The organism is Exiguobacterium profundum, assembly GCF_042652865.1.
Classification (GTDB): Bacteria; Bacillota; Bacilli; order Exiguobacteriales; family Exiguobacteriaceae; genus Exiguobacterium; species Exiguobacterium profundum.
On the sequence record NZ_JBHSHG010000007.1, the window covers coordinates 63,052 to 88,779 of the forward strand.

Below are 25,728 nucleotides of genomic sequence, written 5' to 3' on the forward strand. Positions count from 1 at the left end.
TCTCAATCAGTTTCATCCCTTACTCTTCTCCCGATTCATCAATCCCAACAAACTCTCGACCACGTGCTCGTCATCAATCTTTAAAATCTTCCAGTCGACCCACGACTCGAGAATGAGGCAACCCGCAATCAGCGTCGCACAGCCCAGGCTTAACGTATCAAGCGATATGTACTTCAGTGCATAGAGCGCCATCATCGATATGACACCAATCAAGAGAATAAACTGAATCATGCCTTTTAGATAAATAAAGCGCTGGTACGTGGATGAGTCATTGAACTGTAAAAACAACTTGATTTTATGCCATGTCGCTACCAGAAGCGGCATCAGCATCGCCGTACAAAAGATGAATAGGGACAGGCTCATTCTTGCATCATTGAACATTAACCAAAGCGCTGTCACTACCCCAATGATGATCACTAGTAGCGGACCTTTTTAGTCCATGCTTTGTCGTACAAGTATTCCATTCGTTCTTCACGTAACATCTAGCACCCCTCCAAAAGTAAAAATCATCCAATTTATCGATATCTATATCTTAACAATCTATAAGCAAACTTTCGAGTTTTTCCCATTAAAAAGGAAAAAGCACCTGACCATTGTCAGATGCTGATTAATTTGAATGCCGGCGAAGGAGTCGGAATAAAAAGATTCCAATCATCGTCAACAACCCTAAGTTTAAAATTGTCCATCCCATGTCCATTACTTGTTGCATAAGATTCCCCCTTTCATTCTATTCTTCTAATTTATACGCGTTTTTCTAAAAGAGGATTCGTTCAAAACGTGGAACTTCTTTTTAACATTTAACTCGCTCGATTCATCGACGCGCGAGTTGGTTTTACCTTTCCACTCAACTGAAATACGAGCACCCCACCAACGATTAACACAATCCCGACGACCGTTTTCCATGTGAACGGGACGGCCGTCAATCCGAACCACCCTAACGTATCCCAGAGGAGCGCGAATAAGATTTGAGACACCATAACGATTGAGATCGCGTAACTCGGCCCGAGGCGCTCAACCCCTTGCGTCACACTCATGACGACCCCGACGCCGAGGATTCCGCTGAACCAGTACCATGTCTCCATCTCCTCTACTCGGAACAAGCCACCACCTTCTTGAAACAACCCAATGAGTAGCGATGCTAAAAATCCAAGACAGAGAACGAGCGTCGTCGTCGCCCATGCTCCGACACGCTTCTTGACGTTGGCATTAAACGTGTTTTGCACACAGACGAGCATCCCGCCGAAGATGGCAAGTATCATGCCAATCGCCATATGCCTCCCCTCCTATTCATAAATGCTCTCCCCGACAATCTCCAACAAACCTTCCCGATCGACGAGCGTGATTACCCGCCGATTTCGTTCAATCAATCCTGCCTCGACGAAACGCCGGAGCGTCCGATTCACATGACGATAACTCGTCCCAATCAAATCAGCGATATCCGTCAATTGGTCGACGGTCGAGCCGAGTGTTTGGTCATTCGGTGTCATCGATAACAGATAACTCGCCAAGCGCACTTCCACGGGATAGAACAGATTGAAGCTGAGCGATTGTGATTTCCGTTCAAATTTTCGCGTGATTTCTTCCAATAAATAGTGTAGCCACGCAACATTTTGATGTGCATGACGAACCAAGTCATCGAACCGAATGACAAGCATTTCGACTTCCGTGACGGCCTCGACCGTATTCAAAAACGGGGTTCGTTGAATATATTCGATGTCCCCGATCAAGTCGAGCGGATATTTGAAGGAGAGGACGAGTCGTTTGCCGGTAGCAGAAGTATGGGAGACGCGAATCTTTCCCTTCACTAAGAAGCGGAGATGCCCTGCTTCATCACCTTGTGTACAGATGACGTCTCCTGGCTCGTATCGGACGAGCTGCAATTCGTTCTGCGCTTCTTCTGGTAAGACAGTCAATTCAAATTGCTTCACATACGCGTCAACCATGCACGTTTCCCCCTACCATTTTAATAAGATGACCCCCGCAATCATCATGAACACACCAATCAACTGAGCCCCGTTCAACTTCCGTCGCACCATTCCGAACCATCCTCGCCAATCGATGACGAGCGCGAGCGCCAGTTGCGCAATGAGAAACAACGAGATTGTCATCGTGACCCCGAGTTTATGGACGCCCGTCATATTACTAAATAAGATAATCGCCGCAAATGCCCCACCAGATAAATAGAGCGGCTTCACGTGCCGCATCTCGACATACGTGCGGTCCCGGAGCACCAGCATGACGAGAAGCGCGACGACGAATCCAGTGAATTGTGTTAACGTCGCCGCTTGCCACGTCCCAATCTGTGAACTGATTCGAGCGTTAGCGACACTTTGCAACGTGAGAAAGAATCCCCCACTCATGGCGAAGAGCACTCCCCGCATCGTTCTCCCCCCTTAAGATAAACGAATCAATACAATTCCAATGACCATGACAACCAGACTGATGAGTTGTACCCCGGTGACCGGGTTCTTCTTCGCGCCGAACCAACCGAAGCGGTCGATGAGCAAGCTACCGCATAACAGTCCGACAATGACGATGATGACAGCGATTCCTGTCCCGACAATCGGTACGATGAGGACGTTTCCTCCGATGAAGAGCGCCCCAATGATCCCACCGAGCCAAATCCACCACGGTTGACCTTTCAGTTGACCGAGCGGAACGGATTGGCGTGAGACAAGTAAAATGAGCAAGAGCGCCAACGTTCCGACAACGAAAGAGACCAATGCCCCTTTCAGAGCCGATTCGAGCACTGTTCCCAAATAGCCGTTAATGGCCGTTTGCGTGGCACTCATCATCCCTGTGAAAATCCCAAACAGTCGCCACAGGTTCAGATTCCTAGTGTCCGTTTCCATGGAGACGACCAGTTTGCCTCTTCGGCGGTTGAGCCAATCGGATAAGGCGACCGTTCCGATGACTCCGAACAAGACGAGCACGACTCCGAACAAACGAAGCGCCGTAATTGGATGTTCTACAGAATTGAACCAACCGAAATGGTCAATCAACAACCCCATCAAAATCTGTCCAAAAATCGGCATGATGACCGTCTGGACACTCCCGAGTCTTGGGAACAGCAAAATATTTCCCGTTAAGAACAAGACCCCTAACAGTCCGCCAATCCACATCCAACCCGGACCTTCCTGAATCACCGAGCCGTCAAATCCGAATGACTGTCCGGTCAATAAGAGCAATAAGGACAAAAAGATCGTCCCGACAGTAAACGATAAAAAAGATGCAACGAACGGGGAGCCGACCACCTGACGCAAACGTGAGTTGACACTCGTCTGCATCGGCAATAAAATCCCAATCGTCAATCCAATCAAAATAGCTAACATGAATGTCTTCCTCGATTCTTCTAGTAGTTCTGTGTACATTGTCAGCTTACGCCTCCGTACCGAAGAAGAAAAGGACCGATGTCCTCAAACAAAAAACGAACCCTTCTCAGGTGTTCGTTTTGGACTCACGGAAGCGTTGATCGCGCGCTTCACGCAATTCTTTCCCTCGTACATGATGCGCATCGAGTGATTGTAAGTTTCGATTGATGACATAAGGTGCCAGAATCGACATCACACCGATTCCGAACAGCCCGGCAATCGCGACGACGGGAGACAACGAGTCGGCATAATAGGCAGCCAATAAGCAGATGGTCAACACGAAGCAGAGCCACCGGATGCCAAAGTCTGTATACACCAGACGTTGGTAACGCCCATCCTCGTTAAAGGTCAGGAGCAGTTTTGTCTTCCGCCATTCAAAACAGAGATACGGAAAGAAACTGATGAAGACGAGGAGTGGAGCGTAGAGTTTGGACTGCGTGGCAATCACGAGCGTCATCACGACCGTCGCGATGGCGACGCCCCACCCCCAACGCCAATGACTGTCATCCTGCTCCAGCAATTGTTCAATTCGCTTTTCTTTCGTCAGCATATGTACTCCTTTCATACGAGCGGTAATGCTTTGTCACCTCATCTCGTGTTGGTTGCTCCGGGTCGGCTTGTCGCAATTGTTGGACGGTCTGATAGTGCGTCCATGCTAACATGACGATGCCTAGACCAAAGATGACCCATGCGACAGGTGCAATCTGGAGACGACTGAAAAGAATTGCTGCTGTGACCGCTCCAATCCAGTAGGAATAGAGGCGATATAAGCGTTTTGTCAGTAGGATGCCTCGACCCACCGTGAAAATCTGTAAGACACGTCCTTCTTTGATCGTCAGCCTTATGAGTAGGACAGCCGTGAGGACCGAACCGATTCCCCATATCCACCATGTATCAAAACCGAGCACAAAACTGTTACAAAAAATAAGGGCTCCCGTGAGCCAAAGGTGGAGGGTTTGTCGTGACTGCCGATATCCTCCGATTACTTGAATCCGTTCTTTCTTTGTCATGAATCTTTACGACCTTTCCTTGAAATATCATCTAACGTATGTTTCAAACGTTCCCGGTTTGACCGAGCCCACTCGCCTGATGTGACGTGGTGCTCATCAAACTCGGACTGTTTTCGATCAATCCAAAGTGGAATCAATATGAGACACGGCCCGCCAATCAGGAGCGTCCAACTCATCCACGGTAAGATATCGATTCCGTTGAAATGCAACCCAATCAAAATCACAAACCATATCAAACTCATCAACATGACAGTAAAATCAATCCGCAACAATCGATGATAGCGTGTCGATTCGTTGAAGGATTGCTGCAGTTTCATCTTGTTCCATTCAAGCCATGTCGTATAGAGAAGTGCGACACCGGGTAAAAGAATGCTATACGGACTCCATGTCGAAAGAAAATAGATGGATACGCCTAGCATGATTACGCTCACGATGATGTTGAGACGAGTATATCGTTTCTCAAACTGTTCAATTCTTTCAAATCGCTCTGCTTTGTCCACGGTATCACCTCAGTCTTTCACGAAGTCGAGTTTGATTTCGCGGCGCATCGGCTGTTCTTCGTCATACTGCGGCATCTGCCGGTCGAGCATTTTCTGTGCGACTTGCAATAAGATGACCCCGCCTAAGAAGACGACGAAAAGCGACCATGCCGGCCAGTTAATCAAGACGATTAATGGGAAAAGAATTGCCAACAAGACGAGGAGTCCCATCTCCGACACATACTGCCAATCGATGATGCGCTTTGCTTGTTCTACAGCGGTCAACTTCCTGACGAAGCGCCGCTCTCGTCCGATGGCGAACAACATGCCTGCTAATGTGACCCCTAATGGAATGATATACTTTGACGCACCGTCAGACTGAAGTGCAAGAAAGACGAACATCCCGGTAAGAGCTGCCAGTCCCATTCTCCAAAAGAGCCAACGCTGTTGATAACGATAAATCGTATTAATCCGTTCTTGTTTGTTCATCTTGATTCACCTCTTATTCCACTATACGAGATGAACATGAGAAAAGTTCCGTTATTTTACATTTTCGTACCAAAGTCATGCTTCTTGACGATATGAATTTCTCACCGTATAGTTTAGTTAACTTAACTATATGTTGAAGAATGAAAGTAAGAGGTTATTAACATGAATTTATTGAAGAATACTCGGTTCGTATTCACTTGGTTATCCGGAATGACGCTCACGCTCGGGTTTTCGATTTTCTTCTTGAGCGTCTCATGGTTGACGATCGACGTTTTGAAACAACCGGCACTTCTAGGGATTATCTTGACGGCGGTCTCGTTGCCGCGTGTCGTCATGATGGTATTCGGCGGTGTGTTCGCTGATCGATTCCAAAAGAGTCGCTTGTTATGCTTAACGAATATCGGACAAGGCGTGTTGATGTTAATTGTCGTTGCGCTCCATTTCGCTGACGCGTATTCGGTGACAGCCCTCTTGATCATCTCCGTATTGTTTGGTCTTTTAGATGGCATGTCTTACCCGGCACTGTCATCACTTATGCCTTCAATCGTATCAGGTCAACAGTTGCAACGGGCAAACTCCCTTTTCCAAGGGTCGCTCGAGTTGATGTTCGTCATCGGTCCGTTCCTTGCAGGGATCCTACTGACGTGGGGAAGTTTTGGTCTCAGTTTCGGCACGTCGGCTGCATTGATTTTCCTCTCCGCGATTTTGATCATGCCACGTCTGATTCAAGACAACATTCCCGAGGTCGCTCCACTCTCAGCGAAAGATGTACTCCTTGATTTGAAAGAGGGCATTCGTTACGTATCGCAGACACCTGTGTTACGTAGTGGGACGTTCGCCATTGCCATCGTCAACTTGTTCGTCATGGGACCGCTCATCATGAGTATCCCGATTCTCGTTGGCGCGGTCGGAGGGACAGCATTTGATTTGAGTATCATCGAAGGTGGGCTCGCTGTCGGGACATTCGTCGCAAGCTTCCTGATTCTATTCCTGCGGACCGTTCATCGTGGACGCTTCGTCTTCCGCGTCCTCTTCCTGACACTCGGTGCCTTCTTCCTCTACACTCAAGTCCAATCGATTCCGCTTCTCGCGGTCGCGGCTTCTATGAGCGGGTTTATGATCATGCTCGTCTACTTGCCGACGGTCACCATCATGCAGGAACAAAGCGACTCTGACAAAATCGGGCGTGTCATGAGCATCATGTCGCTCGCCGCCTCAGGCCTTGAACCGATTGCGTTCGCCATTTTATCGGTGCTCGTTGCTTTGTCTGTACCGATTCAAACGCTCTTATTGGCATTTGGTATAATCGGATTAGTGTGTGGTGTCCTCTTATACCTCCGGAGCGAGACGTTCCGACAGACACCGTAAAGAAAGGATGAATGACACGTTGAATGAAACACGAAAGCAACAAGTCCTCACGATGTATCGCCAAATCGATGAGCTCGACTTGCTGTTCACGAAATATTTCACGGAACTGAACGAGTTCGAGCTGAGCTATCAACAAGAACAGATGCTGCTTCTCTTCAAACGCCAAGAGACGTGGACGACGACAGAGATTGCGACGAAGATGTCCATCTCCAAAAGTGCTGTCAGTCAGGTGCTCAAAGTGCTCGAGCAACGCGACTTCGTCATGCGGGAAAAGAATCCCGAAAACCTTCGAGAAAGCTTCATCCGACTTGGTCCGAACGGTCTGGCGTACTCGAAACAAATCGATGCGATTGAAGAGCGCCTCGCTGAAGAGATGTTCTCCGTCCTTGAGGATGACGAGATGAAGATGATCAACCGTTCGCTCGCGTTGATGATTCAGAAATTCAAATAAAAAGACAAATCGCCGCTAGTCGGACGATTTGTCTTTTTCGTTATACCAACCCTTGTACGATTCGATTCGCCGACCGCAATGCCCCTTCGATATGTCCCCCGAACTGCGCATCCGTCTCCGAACCAATCAAATGGAGACGGTCTCCGAGCTCAATCGGACCGTAAGCCGGGAATGCCGTGAGCGGCAGGAAATCGTCAGATGTCGCTGTCTCTGATTCTGTCGACCAGTCCATGTAGTGAAATCGCAAGAAGTCATTCGCTTTCGGACCATACAGCTTCTCCAGTTGTTCGATGACACGCGTCTTTACCGGTCCTTCTCCTAGCGCTTCTCGTTCTCCCGGTGACAGACGGAAAAATCCGAACAGCGCACCTGGTCCATCTATCAGAGAAGCGTCATGAATCTCTTGAAGTGGACCGACCCAGCTCATCCCAAAGCCAGACAGACCTTCTTCTCGCCAGAACGGTGTCTCGTATACGATGAGCGCTTTCGCCTGAGAAGCCATCCATGTGGGAGTCGTTTTGAGCGCTTTGCGCGTTTGCGCTGACAATGCCGGTTCAATTACCACTTCCGCAACGAGACGTGGTGGAATCGCAAGGATCACGTCATCCGTGTGATGCACCGAACCATTGTGAAACGTCAGTTGGACTCGGTCCGACTGTCGCTCGATCGAGGTCAGGCGATGCCCAAGCCGAACGATGTCATCGGGCAACTTCGCATGCAGTGCTTCCACCAGACTCGTCATCCCACCGACTAAACGCTTAGATAAGACGATGCTTTCTTCCGGTAACACATGTCGTTCCGGTGCGGTCGTCGTTTGACGTTCGAGCACCATGTGTCCTGTCGTATGTTGAACGAATGACTCGAGTCCAAGTGTATCCACGAGTTCAGAGATGGTCTTCTCCGTATCCGGCCAATACCACGTCGGTCCGAGATCATAGCCGTCCTTCGTCAAGATACGACCACCAATACGATCACGTGCCTCAAAGATGGTGACGTCATATCCCTTTTGATGAAGTTGGTTCGCAGCATAAAATCCGCTGATACCAGCTCCAATGATGGCGATTGATTTCATTGTAAATTCTCCTTTGTCGTCCGTCTCTCCTCGATTATACTGAGTTAGATGGTTTTACATATGCAAGAAAGGACGACATCAATTGAAAAATATGTTCTATTATCTATTCTTCCCTTATATCGTATTGATGCGCATTTTGTACCGTTTTATTCAAACTAAGGGTCGGATGACTGTGGCGATGTGTCTCGTTTCATATCCCATATGGTCTCTATTTTTATTCGACCTCATTCAATGGTCGACCGCAATCGAATTTGTCATCATTATGTACGTATCAAGCGCTTTATATGTCCCTTATTTCTTCTTTGACACAGACGTGAAGCGAAGACGACCGAACGGATATATCCCAATCGAGGAGCGACATCGTTAAATCCAATCTATTTCATTCAAATAGTCTAGAAGCTGTTGATTTGTGATTTCATCTTGTCTCAACAGTGCTTCTCCTTGCTCTACTCGCGGATCTTCCGAGAAATAAAGTTTTAAAATCGCCAAGCACGCTTCTACAGTCGTCGCAAAACTCTCGTCCTTCACGTTGATCGTTAAATACCAACCTCGGATGACGCGCTTCACGATGGAGCGTTTCTCCAGATGAGACATCTGTCCACGAAGCAATTTCGACTTGGCTGCTTCAATTGAAGAAATCAAGTCCTGGTTCAACGCCTCACTCACACGAACATCCGGCTTCATGCGCGGGAATTGAATCGAGACTTCTTCCCCGTCCACACACGTGCAAAGATGTCTTAGCCAAAAGCCCCATTCAAAACGATTCGCCGGATCCAGTGCCACATCTAGACGCCCGATGTCATAATCGATTTTAATGACTTCCGGATGTTGCATTAGCAATTGCTCCGTCTGCTCCACCAATTCTGTCGCATCGACGTCCTCATGCACGAGCACCGTCAAATCTAGATCCGATTGCCCAGCAACAGCTGTCCCGCGACCGATGCTTCCATAAAGATATATGCTGTGTAGCTGTTCATCGAATGCTTCTTTCACCAATTCGATTGCTTTGAAAAGGACACTTTCAAACTCAGGCTGCACATGACGGATGGACGTCTGGTTGATGACATAACCCGCATCGTCCGTACCAAGTCGGGTCGGCCGTTTCATAGATACGTACCGACTCGTTGAAATGTAGTAAACGTCATGATGTATCGAACTCCTTTTTTTAGTTTATGCATGTCGGATTTGAAATACCACGGTTCCCCCTTTCAAACAGGTTATATTTGGAAGTATAATGAAGACGTAGAAAGGGAGGTATGTCTATATGAACGTCATCATGGTCTCATTATTCGGACTCATCTTCACGATTTTGCCAATCGTTGTACTAATCATCGGTATTTTGTGGATTCGTAATGTCGTGGCACGTTCTGAGAAACGAGCAGACGAGCAACTCTTTATGGAACGTGAACGTTCGAAGCAGATACAAGTATTAATCGAACGTCTCGACCACATCGAACAACAATTAGATTCGAACACAAAACGTAGCTGACTCAGGTTAGCTGCGTTTCGTCTGATATCGAGCGAGATTTGCGTACGTCACATGTTCAGGGTCGATTTGCTTCATCCGCTGATCAAGGTGTCTAGACATCAGGGCCGTGACGAACATGACCAGGAGTGGAACAGTCGATAAGCTAAATGATTCGGTTAGGATGATCGTAGTTGCAATTCCAATCAATATGCAGACGACAACCAGCGCAAGAATGAACTCCGACCAAACTATACGTTGATATTCCATCGCTTCATTGAAACGAAGCAACATTCGGGTACGTCTCCACATATGAACCATCAAAAGAGGTGGAATGAGCAAAAGGATTCCCAAGAGAACTTGAATGAGAGAGAACTCTCCAAACCACCACATCATCCATCCCCCTAACAAAAAAGTGAGCGATAACAAGACATTGATACGGTTCGTACGTAGGCGAGCCTTAGTTATTTCTCGTAAACGCTCATCGTGCGACATCGTGTCCCCCTCCTTTTCATTTGATTAAAAATCAATTTGTACTGAAAAAATTTCATCTATTCTCTTTTACTAGCTCGCAATCACTCTCACTGTTAAAAGTCACTCCATAGCTTTCATAAAACGGGTCTGAATGATACTGGTGAAGATAGATTTATCAAAGATGAGGGACGACCGTATTCCATCGATTCGTCGATGAACGTCTCTAATGTGCGCACGTTTTCCGTTACCACTTTGACGAGGTAACTATACTGTCCGGCTAGACGATGACACTCAATCACAGACGACTGTTGACGACAAAATTCACGGAACGCCTCACAACGATGGGTGTCATAAAGAATAAAGGCGGTCACGTGTTTGTCCATCTTTTCAGGATTGATGACAGCCCGATAGCCTGTGATGACTCCACGTTCTTCGAGTCGCTTCACCCGTTCTGTCGCAGCAGGTGTAGACAATCCAATTTGTCGTCCTAATTCGGTCATCGAGATCCGGGCTTGTTGTTGCATCAATTCAACAATATGGCGGTCTATTTCATCCATTTGGCATTCACCTTTCAAAAATAAAGTGTAATGGTGCATAATCCGTTCTTTCTAAAGTCATTCGCTGAAAATTCCGTCAAACCTCTATGTATCTATATTCCTCCGTTGCATACACTTGAAGTAACCAATTCAAGGGGGAATCAACATGCAAACGACAGTCGTTCCATTACTCATCATCGATGTCCAACAAGCCTTTCATGATCCAAGCTGGGGAAACCGCAACAATCCAAAATGCGAAGAGAATATCGCACGGTTGATTGAAGCGTGGGAACATCATGATCAACCGATCATCTATGTCCAACATGTCACGAACGTTCCGACCTCACTCTTCTATTTCAAAAAAGATGGTCATTTGTTCCAAGACTTCATTCAACCTCGTGAACAAGATGTCATCTTAACGAAACAGGTGAATAGCGCCTTCATCGGAACAGACTTACAGGAACGACTCGAATCACTTGGTGCGACACAGATTGTCATCACCGGATTAATCACGAACCATTGTGTCGAGACGACCGCACGGATGGCAGGAAACTTGGGATTCAATCCGATTGTTGTCTCCGATGCGACGGCAACGTTCGACCGACAATCGATCAGCGGGACATGGATCCCTGCAGAGGTCATCCATGATGTGTCGCTCGCTAGTCTAAATGAAGAATTTGCATCGATTCAAACGACAATTGAGGTCATGAAAGATGTGTTACAAAAAGAAGTACAGTCCTGATGGATTGTACTTCTTTTTATTCATAACCTGGCTTTAAAGTATACAGATGTCACTCATATTTTTCGTATTGCTATTATTCATCAGCAGTTTCTATATATCCACTAATCAAAAATGGAACCTTTAAGTTCGCAAGCTTCATCAAGAAATCTGGTTCAAATTCTAACTTCACATCTAAGTGAGAGACCACACCCAAATCAATCCAGATATCATCGGCTCCACAAGAGCGAAGGGTATCAATATGTTCTGCCAGAGTGTCAATCATCCAAAAAAGTCCGACATACGGATTTTCCATTTGCTGAATTTCAAGTGGTGGTTCAAACGACGCATGACCTACCTTAGCGATTTCTTTACGTTTTCCGATATGCTCAATTTCCCCAACTTCCGTTTGCTTATAAAATTGAATACCTGTTTTCTCTGATGCAGCGCAAGGAGAGAAATGAGGCCCCATTAAATGACAAGGAATCATAAATCGATCGGATGGAATGTTGATATAGAACTCCTCAGTCATTTTTGCGGACTCGGATATTTCACTGCGTTTTTCACAAGCTTGTCTTCAATCGCTTTTGAAACATCGATGTCAGCAGCATGAGCGAATGTCAACGCGTAAATCAACACATCTGCCAATTCCTCTTCCATCTCCGTCTTCTTCGTCTCAAGCGCTTCTTCACTCGACACCCATTGAAATACTTCAAGGAGCTCACTTGCCTCAAGCGATAACGATAACGCCAAATCTTTCGGATTGTGATGGAACGCCCAGTCGCGTTCATCTCGGAATTTAATGACCTCGTCCATTAATCGTTGTACTTCGTTCATATTTATACCCTCTCTCTTTGTAGCTTCAATAATTTTCGTCGTAGCGATTCATCAGACGCATATAGATAGAGGCCTTTGACGCCACGCTTCATCAATATGTTAATCGAGTTCAAGACAATCTGTTCTTTTGCCGAATCAACATTCTCAACACCTTCGATTCCAGCATAAGCTCCCGTATCTTTGTATAAATTCGGGTCAATCATTAGACACTCCTGCTCCTCATCATAAGATACGGATGGGCCTAAAACGACACCAACATAGTTCAAATCAAATCCTTGAATCGTATAGATCGAGCCGGCTTCGGCGATGGTTTCTGCTTTTTCAGCCCACGTCGTTTTTCCACCGGTTGTATTCCATGGCATTTTATAATCTCCGTTCGACTCATACACATAATAGGTGTCTCCGTCCTTTTTGTGTAAAAAGTCAAAAGTCGAAACAACACGGCTCAACCCGTATCTTCGATCTTGCTCGATGATGGCACGGTGCATCTCTTCTAACGTTTCAAATATTCGTAAATCGTATCGCTTAGATTTCGGTAATGGATTGATTCGTTTTTCTTTAAATGTGTTGACCCAGTTCATCATATCTTCATCTGCTTGCATCCGGAATTGATTGGTTAGTTTGTAGGTCTCAACCGTCCTTGCTTTCTTTTTATAATCATCCAATTTGAATGAATTCCAGTGACTCTTCAGTTTCAACACTTGATGTTGATCAAAAATAGCGATGACAATTTTAGCTTTCTTCAGCAACTCCTCAAGATGGTTGTTTTCTCGGAAATTGTTATAGGCATCTGATTTCGTCAGCAACAAGTGGGCTTCGTCCACAAAGATAATGTCGGCTTTCTCGTCTTTCAGTTTATTCAATAATGGCGTCGGTTTTATGAAGTCCCCTGCTTTAAGATGTTTCACCTGCTTGGCGATTCCTTTATAGGTCTTCAACATCTCTTCATGATTAACAACCAAATAATTTTTTGTCTGATGAAGTGTTGAATTAGTGTCTTTTGTTCGAGCTTGGATTGTATTAAAGATTGAGCTCAAGACAACACTCTTCCCTACACCTGCTTCCCCTTCAATCACATATAAATCTCCGTATGTTGCATTCGGATCCACTTTCGACATTTGCGTTTCACAAAAATCAAGAACCTGCTCTTTTAAATCTAATTGCTCGACAGACAATTCTTTAAACGGAGACAGTTTAAAGATATCTTTATTTTCAATGGCATGAAGCTCATTTTGAACAAGTCCCTTCCGATGTAATTCATTCCAAAGTTCGGGAAACAATTCGTTGTCGTAGTAAGTTTTATTGTAGTAATTGTGCGTGAAGTCGTTCGCAGTTTTACTTTTATTCTGAAGAGTATATTTCTCATCTCCTAAGAAGTAATTGATGAGCTTTGTTTCGAGATGAAATGTTGCTGAACGGTTGAACTTGTCATGATTGATGAGATGAATTTGGCTCAGCTGTTTCCGTTCCGTTTGTTTAAGCTTTAGATGTTGCTTCATTCGCTTTTTAAAATGAACCGTTTCACCAATGTATGCTTCTTTCTCTCCGTTCAAAATGTAAATCACCGGATAGTTCACATATGTTTCTGTATCATCGATGCTATGTAGACTACTTTCTTCGAATGTGAATGGAACGACTTTAACCATGCAACAGACCTACTCTCTTCTGATTTCAAATTATATCCATTTTATCATACAATACCTTTTTAAATGATTACACATCACTTTCCGAGTTCTAAATCAGATAATGGTATAATTCCACTAAAAAGGGAGGGATTCGGTGCTTACTTTTCAAAACGTCTCGGTTCGCCAACAAGACACACTCATTCTCGAAAACATTTCATTTACGATCCAACCAGGTGAGTTGGCCGCCATTCATTGCGGCGTGATTTCTCGGGAAATCATCTTCGGTCTCATCAGTCAGGAGATCACGACTTATACCGGTAACATCGACCACGCTTCAACACTGTCCCTCTTCTCCATAAGGGACGGTTTATACGACCGACTCACCATCGAGGAGTATTTACGCTTCACCAAGCGCATATATGATTCAACTGACTCGGTCGACTCGGTGATGCAGCAACTCCAACTCACGACTTACCGCAAGCATCGCCTCCACCGTCTCAATCGCTCCCTTGTCAGACGCACACAGTACGCCGCGCTGCTTCTCCAGGACCGTGACCTGTATGTGTTTGAAGAACCCGACCAAGACGTGGACCAAGAGACACGCCACCTTCTACGCGATACGTTACAGACATTGACATCGAGACAAAAAGCCGTCCTCGTGTTGACAAGCAACATAGAGAGTGCGCTCTTCATGACATCGACCGTTTATCGGATCGACCATCGTCACTTGCGCCTGTTAGATGTGGAACCGGAAGAAGCGGATGAGACAGACATCTCATCTGAGGTCATCCACGTCCGTTTCGAGAAGATTCCGACGAAAGTGAACGAAAAAATCATCTTACTCGACCCTCCTGAAATCGACTTCATCGAAAGTCAGGACGGACAGTCGATTTTACATAGTCAATCGGATCAGTTCCCGAGCGTCTTCACGATGAACGAGCTCGAGACGCGTTTGACTCCGTACGGTTTCTTCCGCTGCCATCGGTCATATCTCGTGAACTTACAACGTGTGCGCGAAGTCATCACCTATACGAAAAATAGCTTCAGTCTCGTCTTGGATGATTCAGAGAAGACAACGATTCCGTTATCCAAGACAAAAATGGCAGAATTGAAGACGATGATGGGGCTCAAATAGTCTCCATTCACAGTTCTATTCGCTTCATTCAACTCCTGACAAGCGCCATTTATCGCCATTTTAGTGCGGCCTTCCCCCATTCCCTATACGATAGAGACAAGCAAGACGACATCGACAAGGAGGAACGGGAATGGAACCAATCATTCAAGTGAACGGGTTAAAGAAGTTGTTTGGGAACGAGGAAGCGTTACATGATGTGACGTTTACAGTTGGAAAAGGGGAAGTGTTCGGATTCTTGGGACCGAGTGGTTCTGGAAAGACGACAACGATAAAAATCTTGACGTCACAACTCGCACAGACGGCCGGTGATGCTACCGTCTTCGGCGTACCGGTCGCTGATTTGAAACAAGAACAGTACCGTAAACGCATCGGCGTGTTGACGGACAATAGTGGTCTTTATACACGACTTTCTATAGAAGAGAACCTGAGCTTATATTGTGACCTTTATGATGAACCAAAGACTCGGATCGATGAGGTATTGAACATGGTCAACCTCAGCGGGGAACGGAAGAAGCGCATCGACAAACTCTCTAGAGGGATGTTGCAACGGGTGACACTCGCACGCGCCCTTCTTCATGAGCCAGAGTTACTGTTTCTAGATGAACCGACATCGGCTCTCGATCCGGTCAACTCTCGACATATCTATAAAGGAATTGAACGGTTGAAGGCTAACGGGACGACCATCTTTCTGACGACACATGATATGCAGGAAGCCGAAGAGCTGTGTGACCGTGTCGCTTTCTTACATCAAGGGTCGATTCAACTGCTCGATGCTCCGAACGTATTGCGCAGGAAATATGCTACAGGATCGATGCGAGTTGAATTGAACAACGGTCAGACGCATGAAGTGACACAAACCGACGAAGGCGCGGACTGGCTCCATAAACAGATGCGTGCTAAAAATATCGCATCGATCCATTCCAACGAGCCGACACTCGGCGATATCTTTATCGAAGTGACAGGGAGGAAATTATCATGACTTTTTCAATGAAACGTGCACTCGCTATTTTCCAGAAAGACTACAAGGATTTGTCTCGAAACTTGTTCGTCTCGTCGACCTTGATCATGCCGCTCTTCTTCGCCGTCTTCTATTCACGAATCGGTGACGGCGGCGTCGATATCACGTACTTCGTCATCAACATCACGTTTAGCCTCGTGGCCATCTTCGTACAATGTGCGTTGATTGCCGAAGAGAAAGAGAAGAACACGCTTCGCGGGCTCATGTTGTCCCCGGCGAGCACGCTCGACATCTTGCTCGGAAAGAGTGCCCTCACGTTCGTGACGACGATGATCCTCATCGTAGCCTCGTCATTTTTGATGGATTACGCTCCAAAAAATCTGGCTGTGATCGCCCTCGCGCTCATCGTCTCGACATTCTTTTATATCGGGATCGGAACGATGTTCGGCTTGATGACGAAGACAGTCATGGAAGCTTCATTGATTGTCATGTTACCGTTCTTTTTCTTCTCGTTCTCACCGATGTTGTTGCCACTACAAGACCGTTTTGCCATCATCGGAGTGCTCGAGTATTTACCGAACGTGCTCTTGATTGATGTGGCTCATCAAGTGGAAGACGGTGCGAACTTCGGTGCCGTCGGGCTAGAACTCGGTTTGCTCACAGCTTGGGCGCTTGCTGCATTCGTCGGTAGCGTCGTGATGTATAACCGGAAGCAGACGGATTGAATGTTAAGACCATACAAAAACAGGACTACGCATCGTAGTCCTGTTTTTCGTTATCCTTGTTACAGGAATGGATTATTCTCATCGCTTAATCGGATTCGAAATAGAAGAAATGGAACAAATAGAAGACTCAAATAGCCTAATGTAAATAGACGCTGAGTTTCACCAGAAATGTATTGCCTGTGTCCACAGTTCGAACACGCTTTTCCGTCTTTTGAAAATCCGAGTGACCATACCTCTTTCACTTTCCATTTATACTGACAATTCGTGCAACGTGGTGCCATCGAAGTATCCCCCTTTCTTACTCATTACGAACAAAGGGAAGGGAAGTTTCGACTTTCAACATTTTTCACATTTCTTGAGTATATCCATTATGGAAATTGACGATTTTGACTCATTCGCGCAATTAATTAGATCAATTCATGTCCCTACTCAATCATGAAGCAAACGTCCATCGTCATTCCATTGTCCGTACATTTCATTTGCTCTCGTCTTCTCAATCAATTTATCGAGCCGTTTCGTATACAACTCACGGTTTTGACGAACGCTTTGAATCGTATCAATTCGAATACGGCGATATAGTTCAGGAAATGCCATGAAGTTCTGATAGACTCGAGGATCTTCCTGCAACCGCAATATGATCTCTGAATCAACAATAAACGACGTAAAGCTCATATCAGGAAGAACACTCAACCCTCGTTCTTGCATGAGCCCGAGTCTTATCAAACGCCTTACCCTCTCTTTGTTCAGCTCCGTCCAATTACTCTTTTGTCGTCTGGGTGAAAAACGTTGGACGAATTCTCCCTCTGCTGTCTTCTTAGCAATCCCATCAATCCATCCGAAGCACAACGCCTCTTCAACAGCGTCGAGATACAGTAATCCATTCCCACTATTTTTACGACTGAGGATCACCCAACAATAGGGTGTATCATCTGCATGTTGATGTAGCCATTCTCGGAATTCACTTCGCTGTTCAAAGAGTAAGACTTTGTCGATTTCCATGACACTTGTCCCTTCTTCTGTTTTCTTGCATATCTGACGTGACAATATTTTTCAATCATCTACTTTTTACCCCTAATGCTCACCGTATAGACAACGATGAACTCAAACTCGCATAAAATCATTAGAGTGCCAAGCTACAGATTCGGGAATATTTTGATAGGAGGTGATAATCAATGATTCGTTATTACGACTGGAATGAAGATCAGTTTATTGACACCAATTTTAAAGATGAAATCAAAGGATTTACTTCGTTACGTGCCATCACATACGTAAGCTCTTTCCAACTAATTAATGAATTGATGCCATCTTTTGAAAAGGTTGAAATCATTCACGGTTTCACCGGAACATCTTTTCAGTTAATCAACCAGCTTCTTGATATTACGAATCGAGTTGAAAATATTCGATTGCTAAAATCTGAAACTTTTAATGCGTTACTGGATGAAAGACTCGAGATTCATCTTGCACATTCCATTCCCATTCACCATAAGACTTATATTTTAGAAAATGACGATCACTATAAAATATTATCAGGTAGCGCAAATTTAACAACTTCGGCTCTTCAAGGCAAAAATCACGAGTTACTATTCATCCGAACGGGCTCAAAAAACGATTCCTTTTTCACTCAAATGTACGATATGTGGTATGAAATCAAGCGAGATACCATTGACTATATTGACCATTCCTTGCTCCATACAGTCCGAGAAAAACCTGACGAAGTGATTGAATCTTTCTTAATTGACGTTAACGTACCAGAAGCACTTGTTCAGGAAGCAAAACCAGAAATCGAAAAACTACACACGCACAAAGTCGATACGGTTTTTGAAGAAAAAGTCGTACCTTCTTTCCTACCGCTCGTTCTGACAAAAACAGGGCGACGAAGAAAGCCAAATACAGAAGAAATCAGAAAACAAGTCCGACTCGCTATAGATGAAAGATTATCCAGTTATGATATTAATCAGCAACTCATGTGGCAATTCGACTTTGAAGAGAAAGATTTTATCATCGGCGAAGATTATTTAAAAACCTTATTGCAAGCCAAAGTAACACCTTCTGCTAACGGAATCATCGATGTGATTGAAAGTTACGAGCAAAACAAATTTAGAGATGAGCGACATCAAGTATTTACTGGACTTTTGTATTTGCTCACGTCACCCCTAATTTGGAAAATTCGTGACATCTATACAGAAAATCACTTACCTAAGGAAGATATTCCTGTTGTAATGAATATCGTCGGTGATGGACAGACTGGTAAAACAACACTCGTCCGTGAATACTTCTCAACGTTACTTGACTATTCATCAATCCCTACGTATTCCATGTTAAAAATCCCACCAAACGGTAAAAAAGCGAGCACACGAATTGCAAATGATTATATTGATGCGTACCTTCATTCCGATTGGGTGAATCCACTGATCATTGATGAGGTCCCAAACAACTTCTTTACAACGACTCAAGGTGAAAATAACGTAAAGTCTTGGTCAAATGACCGCACAGGTGTGTTTCCGATTTTAATAACAACGTCTAATATTTCAGGGGCTCTCGCAAAACCTCAGCTCCTTCGTCGAATCTTGATGATTCCAATCGATTCTAAATATCGGGAACCAAAAGACCAATCGTTTGACGTATATCAATTGGTTAGTAACTTAGATCCTCTTTTTCCTTTCACTTTTTTAAGTGAGTTGTCCAAACGTTTAGATTCAATAACTTCAGAAGACATTGAACGACTAAAAGAAGATTATTTGTCGCTAACAAAAGAAGTATTATTTAAAATTTCTCCCGAACTAAAAACATATGCAAGTGAACATGACTTCCTTCCAAACTACGATATCGTGAACCACCGTGGAAAGACTTTGTGGGCGATGACCCTTATGTCAAAAGCAGATCATATTTGTGTAAACCCTGAAAACGAAAATGAAATTATCGTTTACGAGTCCGCATTCAAAACGCATCATGATCGTACTGAAGCGAAGACATTTTTACCTGGTGGTGTACTCGTTCAAAGCGGCGGCAACAGTTTAACACTTAATAGCGAGTTACTTGAACAGTTCGTCGGTTTTTCAATTCAGACAGTTTGGGAAAATAAATCGGCTTCTAGAACAGGTAAACAAATTGCACATGCGATGGCAACCCAACTTGCTCCTTTACTTGAGAATAAGAAAAAGCCCTCACGATGGAAAGCTTGGTGGAAAACATAATATCGTTTAGCGTTTCGGCACGTCCCGACAGAACGGAATCGACTTCTTCAAGCTAAGATTATTATTGAGCTGCCAGGCTAATCCTCGAACCCGGTCCATCAAACAATCATCCAAGTCCTAAAAAGGCATGACAGCCCGAACTTGATGCAGTTCAATACGATGAATCACGTATTGATAGTCTGGTGCCTCGATAGACCGATGAATCCCCTTCTCCTCACACCACGTTTTATCAAAGATTTTTTCCCATGACTTTCGAGTATAGGCAGGGTTAATATTTTCCCTGTGATCAAAGGTCTCGGCTATATTGCAAAAAGTAGAGTGATACGGAACAAACTCCCAAAATGAAATTTCTGAAGCTAGTACTTGATTATCCGGTAATCCCACTGTCAACACAACACCTCTGTTCCCTTGTCCGATATGTCCACCCCTGCTTAAGTCAGGAAACTCATCCCAACACCAGACCGGATAGTTCCCACATAACGAAATTCCAATTCGTTGCTCATATTGTTCAACCATCCAATCATAGGCTGGTTTAAAAAATTCAAACCCTTCGTCGTTGAAAAAAGCGTACTGAAGATCACCTTGTAGATACCCTCGCTCCAATGCAGCTTTCCAAGCATCTTCATGCTGATATGTATAATAAATCACCAATCATTCTCCATCCTTTCATACATCATATGCATTCACTATACAAAAGTAACTGGAGAAGGATTTAAATAAATAATGCATGCATTCGACTTATATTTAATTACTTTAGATGATAAATAGGTACGCAACAGTTGCATCCACATCACATATTTTTACTTCAATATTGCATTCATTCTCGTAGCGATGTTCGTTCCCCTCATGTCCTGTGTCATCGTCATGAACTACAGTTCTGTGAACCCGCTAATCATCTCCTTTGCATTGATTATCTAAACGTTCTTTAAAATCAGAATTGGAACAATGTACTTTCTCTCAAAGTGCGTAAGAATCAAATCAAATTAACTTCTACAGCTGATTGAAACAACTACATACTCTATTTACAAATAAATGCGATTAAGCTTTCCCCAAAAAACAGGATGCTTAATCGCATAAATTAAAAAAATTATTTTATAACCACAGGTTTTTTCGACTTTCCTAATACCGAAGAATTATTCGAGCGAATAGGTGACCTTCTATTAGTTGGTTGGGTCTTTTCATTCAATTGACTAATAACTCTATTTATCTTTTGTTGAGCTTCCGGAGTAGGACTTTTACGTTGCATTGTATTCATCTCCTTCATTATCATTATACTTTATTTCAAATTCATCGTGAAGCATGTTCTCGAATTCTTCCACGTACATGCGCAACTGCTGATTTTTTTCTCCTTCTTCTTCACTTAGCATTTCCGGATCTAGAGAAATCAATGTTATATATTTCTTTTGACTAATTGTAATTGGATTAGTTATATATTGTCTACCTTCTTTCGAACCTTTTCCATCGTAAAAAAAACTATAAAATCCGTTCAATAAAATCCCTCTGTATATCCCAAGTCTTCGATCCTTAAGTAAATTTTCAAGTTTAATTCTTTTGTTATCTTTAATAAAAACGTTGTTAGAATCAGGATAGTAACTATTTAGCGTATCTATCGAATCTTCCAAAAGTGCATATAAAATTGCATCACGGTGTTTGAGTTGATTTATTTCTTTATTCTCAATCTCTTCTACAGATTTCGCTATGAAACGTAATAAAGCATCGACCTCATCTACGTTTTCAAAAAACTTTTGGATAGCATTTTTATATTCCTTATATACCCTTTTGTTTAAATAATAATTCTGTTGAATCATTCCGTTTAAATCTTTTCGATCTTTCACAAATCCGTCTACGTAATCTATTCTGCAACGCATAACGTTCTTTTCCGCCACTGTATGGTAACTATATATTTGAACAGCAAAAATCAAATCATATTTTAAACAAAATTTTTCCATAGTTAAGTATAAAGTTTTCAATTGATCGAACTCTTTTAATTCTCTGTATTTTCTGAGTAGTGTTCTACTTGTTTCTCTGCTTTCTTGTTCATATTTCTCAATCTCCTCTCTATAATTTCTATAGAGCCAAAACGAAAATGCGAGAACCGCAGCAGTAATAAGAATGAAATAAATCAACGAAATTTTTTTTTGATATATATTTTTAGCAAATTCATATATAGCACCTGAATCATTTTCAATCCAAATATCGATGAACAGTGGATAAAACACTAGACTACATACTAAAGTGAGAGATGTAACAATCATGACTATGAATTTAATTTTAGCCATTTATCCCGCCTCTTTTCTTAACTTCGAATATTAACTTGAGTTTTCGGACTTAATGGAACTAAAATATTCGAATAGGTTCTAAAGACCCTGTTATAAAAGTCTTCAACTTTCGGAGCTTTCATTCCAATAACCAAAGCATATGGAATGGGTTTAGGGTTTTTTAAAGCTTGTCCTTCTGCTCTATGATGATAGTAGATATCAAATGCGGGATCTACTAAGGTAGATGCACGAAATTTTCTAGTAGCTTTTAAACATGGCTCCCATTTATGCCCATCTTCTCTTAATTCTAGTTCCGCTAAACCAAATATACCTTTTCGATTAAAAAATGACTTAGTCTCTGCGTGCTCGGAAAACACACCATTTTTGTTTAGCTTACGCTTATCTGAATTTGGTCTAAAGGCAATTTCCAGTCCTGCTTTAGTATAGTTGTTGGGATAGCTTGGGTCTATTTCCGGTGAAATAACTAAACTGGCAGTTATTGAAACCATTCCTTTTAGTTTTCCATTCGGCATAGGTATTCGAGCTCTTAAATGCTCGCCTATCGGTAACTCACCTTGATAAATCACAATTGCTTCATCGCTGCCACACGTAATGATTTTCATTAAGTCTGTTTCAAATCTTCCCCATCCTACATCTTCAATTTTATGGATATTCTGATTCCTATGTGCTTTGTGAATAAATAGAGCTCGGTTTGCTATAGGGCTTAAGCTAATACCCAATTGATTTCTCACATTAATCGCAGACCTTAACAGTGAGGGGGCTGCGAAACTAGTTCCTGTAGTCCCAAGTAACAAAGGCTCCTCCCCAGGACCTAAAACTCCAAATGCTTTTTTCAAACTACCACCGAACACTACACCATCCGGCTTTATAATACCTGGACATCTTCCTGGTCCTATACTACTATATGGAGCTCTCTCCCATAATAATTCATCAGTGTCACAAGAACCGACGGTGAGAACATTGACGGCGTCTGAAGGAGGCTGAATCCTATTTGACCCAGAATTAACGTCAGTTTCTCCAGAGTTACCTGCTGCTACTGTAACAAAACTTTCATTACCTACTAATCTTATATCAAGACTAGCAGTCCAACTATTTATTTCATCATCCTCAACAGGAATATCTGGTCCTAGACTTAGGTTAATAAAATCATATGGCTTTCCAATATTTTTAGCCTCATCAATTACTGAAGTTATTCTGTCTAAAACATCATACATATCAAAGTCATTGTTTACCCCGGAATTCTCGTCTAGAACTCTAATATGATCAATTTTAAACATCGGTTCCAATATAGCTTCCTGTGACAATTCTAAAGAACCAAAAAGTAGAGCTGAAGTCACACTAAGACCATGTTCTAAATACTTTTGATTTTCCGCTCCTATTCCATCAGGCTCAATCAAATTTACCCATTTCAATAACGGAGAGTTTTTAGGGATTCCCCCATCGAACACTGCTATTTTTAATTCTTCCTCAACATCTTTTTTCTCTGAGAGTCGAATTTCGCTTTGAAGTTCCTCTTTTTCTATATCGGGCGTTAAAGTTCTAAGTTGAGGCATGGATCTAAGAACACGTACATATGTAAATTGTGCAAGTTGATTTGCAATTTTAATATTAGTATAGACAGGAACAAATGTAAGATTACCGACCCTCCGGATTTTTTCAGAAATAATGTCGGCATTATTCATCTTTGAATACTCTTTGAAATCTTCCAAAACTTTTGTATTAGAACCTTCATGTAATACGAACTCAAATAAAATTTGATTCGCTTTTTCAGTTAATATTATTTGCTTAAGCTTAATCTTGTCTTCGACTGTAAATGCTTTAATCTCTTCCAAATGAGTTATCTCAAAACCACTTTTAGAGTCCTCTGACCAAGAACTCATACTCTGTGCCCACTTTTGAAAGTTCTCTCTTGTACCAACTACAAATATTTCATCCGTTATAGCAGCTTCAGGGTGCTTCTCAATCCCCCATGATCTTGGTTTAACTTTTTTGGAGCGCCCTCCTACAGCACGAATCCCTACTGATTCGAACAAATTTTTTGGGAAATCACTTTTAGATGTATAACGAGGGTGCATTGTTATAACGGCACTTACTTCCCCACTAGGACTAGCTTCAATGGGAATTTTTTCAAATTCCTTTACTGCTTCAGTTAACCATTCTTTAACTTGCTCTTTAGCTTCTCCCCATTCATAAGGGGGATTCTTTTCGCCACCATTTTTTTTAACCTTTACTCCTTCCGTTAGTCTTTCACCATTACCTAATAAAAAGTTGTTGTAATTTTTCATGGCTTCTCCTTAGTACATTGAAGTTAACTTATTTTGTGTACTTTCTTATTGTCTCTCTCGATAATCCTACTATTTCAGAAGCACGTTTTTGAGAATAACCCATTTCTAAAAGCTTAAAGCTAACTTTTATTTTTTTATCTTTATTTTCAATTAAACACTTTTCGGAAATAATATTTTCAAAAATCTTAACAATATCTACCTCATCAAGTATACTTTCTTTTCTTGCACTATTAATTTCTTTAGTAACATCAGAATAAGACAATCCTTCTAATAAGAAAGATAATAATTCGACAAAATTTCCCTTATTTTCGAATGGGTTATTTTCTAATAATCCATTTATAGTATATATCAAATCATCTTTCCTTGGTTTAGGGAAATGGATTATTTTATCAAATCTTCTCCAAACTGCAGGATCTAGTAATTCTGGATGATTAGTTGCAGCTAGAAGCAACCTTGAGGATGGCCAATCATCAATCTCTTGGAGTAATACGGTTACAAGTCTCTTTAATTCACCTACTTCTGAATCATCTCCCCTTTTTTTGGCAATCGAATCAAATTCATCAAGTAATAGAATACAATCATTTTTCTTAGCATATTCTATAACTGCCCTAATATTATTTCCGGTTTTACCCAAATAACTACTCATTATAGCAGCTAAATTCAGAGTTATTAGTGGTTTACCTAAAGTAGTTGAAATCCATTTGGCCGCTAATGTTTTCCCTACTCCTGGTTCTCCTACAAATAAAGATGAACGAATTGGAAGTAATTCATTTTTCATTAATTTTGTCTCAAAGTTTCTTTCTTTTATGATTTTCTTTAATTCATTATCAACTTCTTTAGGCCAGGATATATTTTTTTCGTTCTCCATAAAATTTTTCTTTACCAACTCTAATTTACTGTCTAAATCGATAGGTAAAGGGGCTTCAATATTTTTCCTAAAAACATTTGATCTATTTTGGTAAGTTGTTAATATTCTGTTTAGTTGATCTGCAAAAATCGGGTCGCTTTCTTTAAAGTGCTTAATGCTTTTTTTTATTAAAGTTATTGAATCATGCTTTCTTTCTTCTACTGCCAATTTAGCTAAATTGATGTAAAAATCATTAATACTATTCAATTTCCCACCCCTATTTTGTTTATAAAAGTTTTTATACAAAAAAACGCTTATAATTTTTCATAGATTGTCTATTGAGATTAAAAACTAAAATTTTTTCAAAAAGACTCACTATCTCGATACTACAATAACTGACATTAAAACTA

General features: G+C 42.6%; 30 protein-coding genes. 9 read left to right on the top strand and 21 right to left on the bottom strand.

Annotated elements, in window-relative coordinates; translation table 11 throughout:
- Nucleotides 1-12: 12 nt before the first annotated feature.
- The 9 genes from ACFO4U_RS14280 to ACFO4U_RS14320 form a co-directional block, all read right to left on the bottom strand.
- A complete protein-coding gene (locus tag ACFO4U_RS14280; RefSeq protein ID WP_215244393.1) occupies nucleotides 13-417 on the bottom strand; it encodes a hypothetical protein in 405 nt (134 codons plus the stop codon).
- A 380-nt stretch (nucleotides 418-797) separates the two neighbouring features.
- The gene (locus ACFO4U_RS14285) at nucleotides 798-1,271 is read right to left on the bottom strand and encodes a DMT family transporter (RefSeq protein WP_215244394.1); all 474 of its coding nucleotides are present in this window, start codon (nucleotides 1,269-1,271) and stop codon (nucleotides 798-800) included.
- A 12-nt stretch (nucleotides 1,272-1,283) separates the two neighbouring features.
- A complete protein-coding gene (locus tag ACFO4U_RS14290; RefSeq protein WP_215244395.1) occupies nucleotides 1,284-1,943 on the bottom strand; it encodes a Crp/Fnr family transcriptional regulator in 660 nt (219 codons plus the stop codon).
- 12 nt (nucleotides 1,944-1,955) lie between these two features.
- Nucleotides 1,956-2,381 (bottom strand): DMT family transporter, encoded by a 426-nt coding sequence (locus ACFO4U_RS14295; RefSeq protein ID WP_215244396.1) that lies wholly within the window; start codon nucleotides 2,379-2,381, stop codon nucleotides 1,956-1,958.
- A gap of 12 nt (nucleotides 2,382-2,393) precedes the next feature.
- A complete protein-coding gene (locus ACFO4U_RS14300; protein WP_251131880.1) occupies nucleotides 2,394-3,332 on the bottom strand; it encodes a DMT family transporter in 939 nt (312 codons plus the stop codon).
- Between the two features lie 106 nt (nucleotides 3,333-3,438).
- Nucleotides 3,439-3,921 (bottom strand): hypothetical protein, encoded by a 483-nt coding sequence (locus tag ACFO4U_RS14305; RefSeq protein ID WP_215244398.1) that lies wholly within the window; start codon nucleotides 3,919-3,921, stop codon nucleotides 3,439-3,441.
- The gene (locus ACFO4U_RS14310) at nucleotides 3,896-4,381 is read right to left on the bottom strand and encodes a hypothetical protein (RefSeq protein ID WP_215244399.1); all 486 of its coding nucleotides are present in this window, start codon (nucleotides 4,379-4,381) and stop codon (nucleotides 3,896-3,898) included. The genes ACFO4U_RS14305 and ACFO4U_RS14310 overlap by 26 nt, the downstream gene beginning before the upstream one ends.
- A complete protein-coding gene (locus tag ACFO4U_RS14315) occupies nucleotides 4,378-4,881 on the bottom strand; it encodes a hypothetical protein (protein WP_196431778.1) in 504 nt (167 codons plus the stop codon). The genes ACFO4U_RS14310 and ACFO4U_RS14315 overlap by 4 nt, the downstream gene beginning before the upstream one ends.
- 9 nt (nucleotides 4,882-4,890) lie before the next feature.
- On the bottom strand, nucleotides 4,891-5,349 hold the full coding sequence (locus tag ACFO4U_RS14320) for a hypothetical protein (RefSeq protein ID WP_159563425.1): 459 nt from the start codon (nucleotides 5,347-5,349) through the stop codon (nucleotides 4,891-4,893).
- 162 nt (nucleotides 5,350-5,511) lie between these two features.
- On the opposite strand from ACFO4U_RS14320, the gene ACFO4U_RS14325 reads away from it, so the two are divergent.
- Both ACFO4U_RS14325 and ACFO4U_RS14330 read left to right on the top strand, forming a co-directional pair.
- Nucleotides 5,512-6,717: an MFS transporter gene (locus ACFO4U_RS14325; RefSeq protein WP_215244400.1), complete on the top strand. Its 1,206-nt coding sequence runs from the start codon at nucleotides 5,512-5,514 to the stop codon at nucleotides 6,715-6,717.
- A gap of 19 nt (nucleotides 6,718-6,736) precedes the next feature.
- Nucleotides 6,737-7,168: a MarR family winged helix-turn-helix transcriptional regulator gene (locus tag ACFO4U_RS14330; protein ID WP_074034775.1), complete on the top strand. Its 432-nt coding sequence runs from the start codon at nucleotides 6,737-6,739 to the stop codon at nucleotides 7,166-7,168.
- 40 nt (nucleotides 7,169-7,208) lie between these two features.
- Here ACFO4U_RS14330 and ACFO4U_RS14335 read toward each other — a convergent pair whose 3' ends face one another.
- Entirely contained in the window at nucleotides 7,209-8,240 is a 1,032-nt protein-coding gene (locus ACFO4U_RS14335; protein ID WP_215244401.1) for a flavin monoamine oxidase family protein, read from the bottom strand.
- 82 nt (nucleotides 8,241-8,322) lie between these two features.
- On the opposite strand from ACFO4U_RS14335, the gene ACFO4U_RS14340 reads away from it, so the two are divergent.
- Nucleotides 8,323-8,607: a hypothetical protein gene (locus tag ACFO4U_RS14340; protein ID WP_214873890.1), complete on the top strand. Its 285-nt coding sequence runs from the start codon at nucleotides 8,323-8,325 to the stop codon at nucleotides 8,605-8,607.
- On the opposite strand, the gene ACFO4U_RS14345 is transcribed toward ACFO4U_RS14340, so the two are convergent.
- Nucleotides 8,604-9,347, bottom strand: a complete 744-nt coding sequence (locus ACFO4U_RS14345; RefSeq protein ID WP_215244402.1) for a nucleotidyltransferase domain-containing protein — start codon at nucleotides 9,345-9,347, stop codon at nucleotides 8,604-8,606. The genes ACFO4U_RS14340 and ACFO4U_RS14345 overlap by 4 nt on opposite strands.
- 157 nt (nucleotides 9,348-9,504) lie before the next feature.
- Between ACFO4U_RS14345 and ACFO4U_RS14350 the strand changes: the two genes are divergently transcribed.
- Complete coding sequence (locus tag ACFO4U_RS14350) at nucleotides 9,505-9,729, top strand: hypothetical protein (RefSeq protein WP_074034783.1); 225 nt, start codon at nucleotides 9,505-9,507, stop codon at nucleotides 9,727-9,729.
- Nucleotides 9,730-9,735: 6 nt separating this feature from the next.
- Here ACFO4U_RS14350 and ACFO4U_RS14355 read toward each other — a convergent pair whose 3' ends face one another.
- Nucleotides 9,736-10,098: a hypothetical protein gene (locus ACFO4U_RS14355; RefSeq protein ID WP_215244403.1), complete on the bottom strand. Its 363-nt coding sequence runs from the start codon at nucleotides 10,096-10,098 to the stop codon at nucleotides 9,736-9,738.
- A gap of 215 nt (nucleotides 10,099-10,313) precedes the next feature.
- A complete protein-coding gene (locus ACFO4U_RS14360) occupies nucleotides 10,314-10,736 on the bottom strand; it encodes an Lrp/AsnC family transcriptional regulator (protein ID WP_215244404.1) in 423 nt (140 codons plus the stop codon).
- Nucleotides 10,737-10,881: 145 nt separating this feature from the next.
- Between ACFO4U_RS14360 and ACFO4U_RS14365 the strand changes: the two genes are divergently transcribed.
- On the top strand, nucleotides 10,882-11,457 hold the full coding sequence (locus tag ACFO4U_RS14365; protein WP_074034786.1) for a cysteine hydrolase family protein: 576 nt from the start codon (nucleotides 10,882-10,884) through the stop codon (nucleotides 11,455-11,457).
- A gap of 73 nt (nucleotides 11,458-11,530) precedes the next feature.
- Here ACFO4U_RS14365 and ACFO4U_RS14370 read toward each other — a convergent pair whose 3' ends face one another.
- Genes ACFO4U_RS14370 through ACFO4U_RS14380 form a run of 3 tightly spaced genes read right to left on the bottom strand, consistent with a single transcriptional unit; the run spans nucleotide 11,531 to nucleotide 13,916 of the window.
- On the bottom strand, nucleotides 11,531-11,965 hold the full coding sequence (locus ACFO4U_RS14370) for a hypothetical protein (protein WP_215244405.1): 435 nt from the start codon (nucleotides 11,963-11,965) through the stop codon (nucleotides 11,531-11,533).
- Nucleotides 11,962-12,270, bottom strand: a complete 309-nt coding sequence (locus tag ACFO4U_RS14375) for a nucleotide pyrophosphohydrolase (RefSeq protein WP_215244406.1) — start codon at nucleotides 12,268-12,270, stop codon at nucleotides 11,962-11,964. Before ACFO4U_RS14375 ends, ACFO4U_RS14370 begins: the two co-directional genes overlap by 4 nt.
- A gap of 2 nt (nucleotides 12,271-12,272) precedes the next feature.
- A complete protein-coding gene (locus tag ACFO4U_RS14380; RefSeq protein ID WP_251131881.1) occupies nucleotides 12,273-13,916 on the bottom strand; it encodes a DUF2075 domain-containing protein in 1,644 nt (547 codons plus the stop codon).
- Between the two features lie 133 nt (nucleotides 13,917-14,049).
- Between ACFO4U_RS14380 and ACFO4U_RS14385 the strand changes: the two genes are divergently transcribed.
- From ACFO4U_RS14385 to ACFO4U_RS14395, 3 genes are all read left to right on the top strand, one after another.
- Entirely contained in the window at nucleotides 14,050-15,030 is a 981-nt protein-coding gene (locus ACFO4U_RS14385; protein WP_215244407.1) for a LytTR family transcriptional regulator DNA-binding domain-containing protein, read from the top strand.
- Between the two features lie 130 nt (nucleotides 15,031-15,160).
- Nucleotides 15,161-16,009, top strand: a complete 849-nt coding sequence (locus tag ACFO4U_RS14390; RefSeq protein ID WP_074034792.1) for an ABC transporter ATP-binding protein — start codon at nucleotides 15,161-15,163, stop codon at nucleotides 16,007-16,009.
- Nucleotides 16,006-16,713: an ABC transporter permease gene (locus ACFO4U_RS14395; protein WP_215244408.1), complete on the top strand. Its 708-nt coding sequence runs from the start codon at nucleotides 16,006-16,008 to the stop codon at nucleotides 16,711-16,713. Before ACFO4U_RS14390 ends, ACFO4U_RS14395 begins: the two co-directional genes overlap by 4 nt.
- A gap of 429 nt (nucleotides 16,714-17,142) precedes the next feature.
- On the opposite strand, the gene ACFO4U_RS14400 is transcribed toward ACFO4U_RS14395, so the two are convergent.
- A complete protein-coding gene (locus tag ACFO4U_RS14400) occupies nucleotides 17,143-17,712 on the bottom strand; it encodes a YdeI/OmpD-associated family protein (protein WP_215244409.1) in 570 nt (189 codons plus the stop codon).
- Between the two features lie 173 nt (nucleotides 17,713-17,885).
- Here ACFO4U_RS14400 and ACFO4U_RS14405 point away from each other — a divergent pair, with 173 nt between their 5' ends.
- Nucleotides 17,886-19,907 carry a phospholipase D family protein gene (locus ACFO4U_RS14405; protein WP_215244410.1) on the top strand — a complete coding sequence of 674 codons (2,022 nt, stop codon included), beginning with the start codon at nucleotides 17,886-17,888 and terminating at the stop codon, nucleotides 19,905-19,907.
- A gap of 117 nt (nucleotides 19,908-20,024) precedes the next feature.
- Here ACFO4U_RS14405 and ACFO4U_RS14410 read toward each other — a convergent pair whose 3' ends face one another.
- The 4 genes from ACFO4U_RS14410 to ACFO4U_RS14425 form a co-directional block, all read right to left on the bottom strand.
- On the bottom strand, nucleotides 20,025-20,555 hold the full coding sequence (locus tag ACFO4U_RS14410) for a DUF3841 domain-containing protein (RefSeq protein ID WP_215244411.1): 531 nt from the start codon (nucleotides 20,553-20,555) through the stop codon (nucleotides 20,025-20,027).
- A 587-nt stretch (nucleotides 20,556-21,142) separates the two neighbouring features.
- Nucleotides 21,143-22,186, bottom strand: a complete 1,044-nt coding sequence (locus tag ACFO4U_RS14415) for a hypothetical protein (protein WP_215244412.1) — start codon at nucleotides 22,184-22,186, stop codon at nucleotides 21,143-21,145.
- Nucleotides 22,187-22,203: 17 nt separating this feature from the next.
- Nucleotides 22,204-24,471, bottom strand: a complete 2,268-nt coding sequence (locus tag ACFO4U_RS14420; RefSeq protein ID WP_215244413.1) for a S8 family peptidase — start codon at nucleotides 24,469-24,471, stop codon at nucleotides 22,204-22,206.
- Nucleotides 24,472-24,499: 28 nt separating this feature from the next.
- Nucleotides 24,500-25,585 (bottom strand): AAA family ATPase, encoded by a 1,086-nt coding sequence (locus ACFO4U_RS14425; RefSeq protein WP_215244414.1) that lies wholly within the window; start codon nucleotides 25,583-25,585, stop codon nucleotides 24,500-24,502.
- Nucleotides 25,586-25,728 lie beyond the last annotated feature (143 nt).

What these genes read in the sequence shown, in the direction of transcription:
- ACFO4U_RS14335 (WP_215244401.1), bottom strand. Translation starts at nt 8,240, where the DNA reads ATGAAATCAATCGCCATCATTGGAGCTGGTATCAGCGGATTTTATGCT.
- ACFO4U_RS14290 (WP_215244395.1), bottom strand. Translation starts at nt 1,943, where the DNA reads ATGGTTGACGCGTATGTGAAGCAATTTGAATTGACTGTCTTACCAGAA.
- ACFO4U_RS14390 (WP_074034792.1), top strand. Translation starts at nt 15,161, where the DNA reads ATGGAACCAATCATTCAAGTGAACGGGTTAAAGAAGTTGTTTGGGAAC.
- ACFO4U_RS14380 (WP_251131881.1), bottom strand. Translation starts at nt 13,916, where the DNA reads ATGGTTAAAGTCGTTCCATTCACATTCGAAGAAAGTAGTCTACATAGC.
- ACFO4U_RS14395 (WP_215244408.1), top strand. Translation starts at nt 16,006, where the DNA reads ATGACTTTTTCAATGAAACGTGCACTCGCTATTTTCCAGAAAGACTAC.
- ACFO4U_RS14325 (WP_215244400.1), top strand. Translation starts at nt 5,512, where the DNA reads ATGAATTTATTGAAGAATACTCGGTTCGTATTCACTTGGTTATCCGGA.
- ACFO4U_RS14345 (WP_215244402.1), bottom strand. Translation starts at nt 9,347, where the DNA reads ATGAAACGGCCGACCCGACTTGGTACGGACGATGCGGGTTATGTCATC.
- ACFO4U_RS14295 (WP_215244396.1), bottom strand. Translation starts at nt 2,381, where the DNA reads ATGCGGGGAGTGCTCTTCGCCATGAGTGGGGGATTCTTTCTCACGTTG.
- ACFO4U_RS14310 (WP_215244399.1), bottom strand. Translation starts at nt 4,381, where the DNA reads ATGACAAAGAAAGAACGGATTCAAGTAATCGGAGGATATCGGCAGTCA.
- ACFO4U_RS14370 (WP_215244405.1), bottom strand. Translation starts at nt 11,965, where the DNA reads ATGACTGAGGAGTTCTATATCAACATTCCATCCGATCGATTTATGATT.
- ACFO4U_RS14375 (WP_215244406.1), bottom strand. Translation starts at nt 12,270, where the DNA reads ATGAACGAAGTACAACGATTAATGGACGAGGTCATTAAATTCCGAGAT.
- ACFO4U_RS14415 (WP_215244412.1), bottom strand. Translation starts at nt 22,186, where the DNA reads ATGGCTAAAATTAAATTCATAGTCATGATTGTTACATCTCTCACTTTA.
- ACFO4U_RS14300 (WP_251131880.1), bottom strand. Translation starts at nt 3,332, where the DNA reads ATGTTAGCTATTTTGATTGGATTGACGATTGGGATTTTATTGCCGATG.
- ACFO4U_RS14285 (WP_215244394.1), bottom strand. Translation starts at nt 1,271, where the DNA reads ATGGCGATTGGCATGATACTTGCCATCTTCGGCGGGATGCTCGTCTGT.
- ACFO4U_RS14305 (WP_215244398.1), bottom strand. Translation starts at nt 3,921, where the DNA reads ATGCTGACGAAAGAAAAGCGAATTGAACAATTGCTGGAGCAGGATGAC.
- ACFO4U_RS14355 (WP_215244403.1), bottom strand. Translation starts at nt 10,098, where the DNA reads ATGTGGTGGTTTGGAGAGTTCTCTCTCATTCAAGTTCTCTTGGGAATC.
- ACFO4U_RS14405 (WP_215244410.1), top strand. Translation starts at nt 17,886, where the DNA reads ATGATTCGTTATTACGACTGGAATGAAGATCAGTTTATTGACACCAAT.
- ACFO4U_RS14350 (WP_074034783.1), top strand. Translation starts at nt 9,505, where the DNA reads ATGAACGTCATCATGGTCTCATTATTCGGACTCATCTTCACGATTTTG.
- ACFO4U_RS14420 (WP_215244413.1), bottom strand. Translation starts at nt 24,471, where the DNA reads ATGAAAAATTACAACAACTTTTTATTAGGTAATGGTGAAAGACTAACG.
- ACFO4U_RS14400 (WP_215244409.1), bottom strand. Translation starts at nt 17,712, where the DNA reads ATGGAAATCGACAAAGTCTTACTCTTTGAACAGCGAAGTGAATTCCGA.
- ACFO4U_RS14320 (WP_159563425.1), bottom strand. Translation starts at nt 5,349, where the DNA reads ATGAACAAACAAGAACGGATTAATACGATTTATCGTTATCAACAGCGT.
- ACFO4U_RS14360 (WP_215244404.1), bottom strand. Translation starts at nt 10,736, where the DNA reads ATGGATGAAATAGACCGCCATATTGTTGAATTGATGCAACAACAAGCC.
- ACFO4U_RS14365 (WP_074034786.1), top strand. Translation starts at nt 10,882, where the DNA reads ATGCAAACGACAGTCGTTCCATTACTCATCATCGATGTCCAACAAGCC.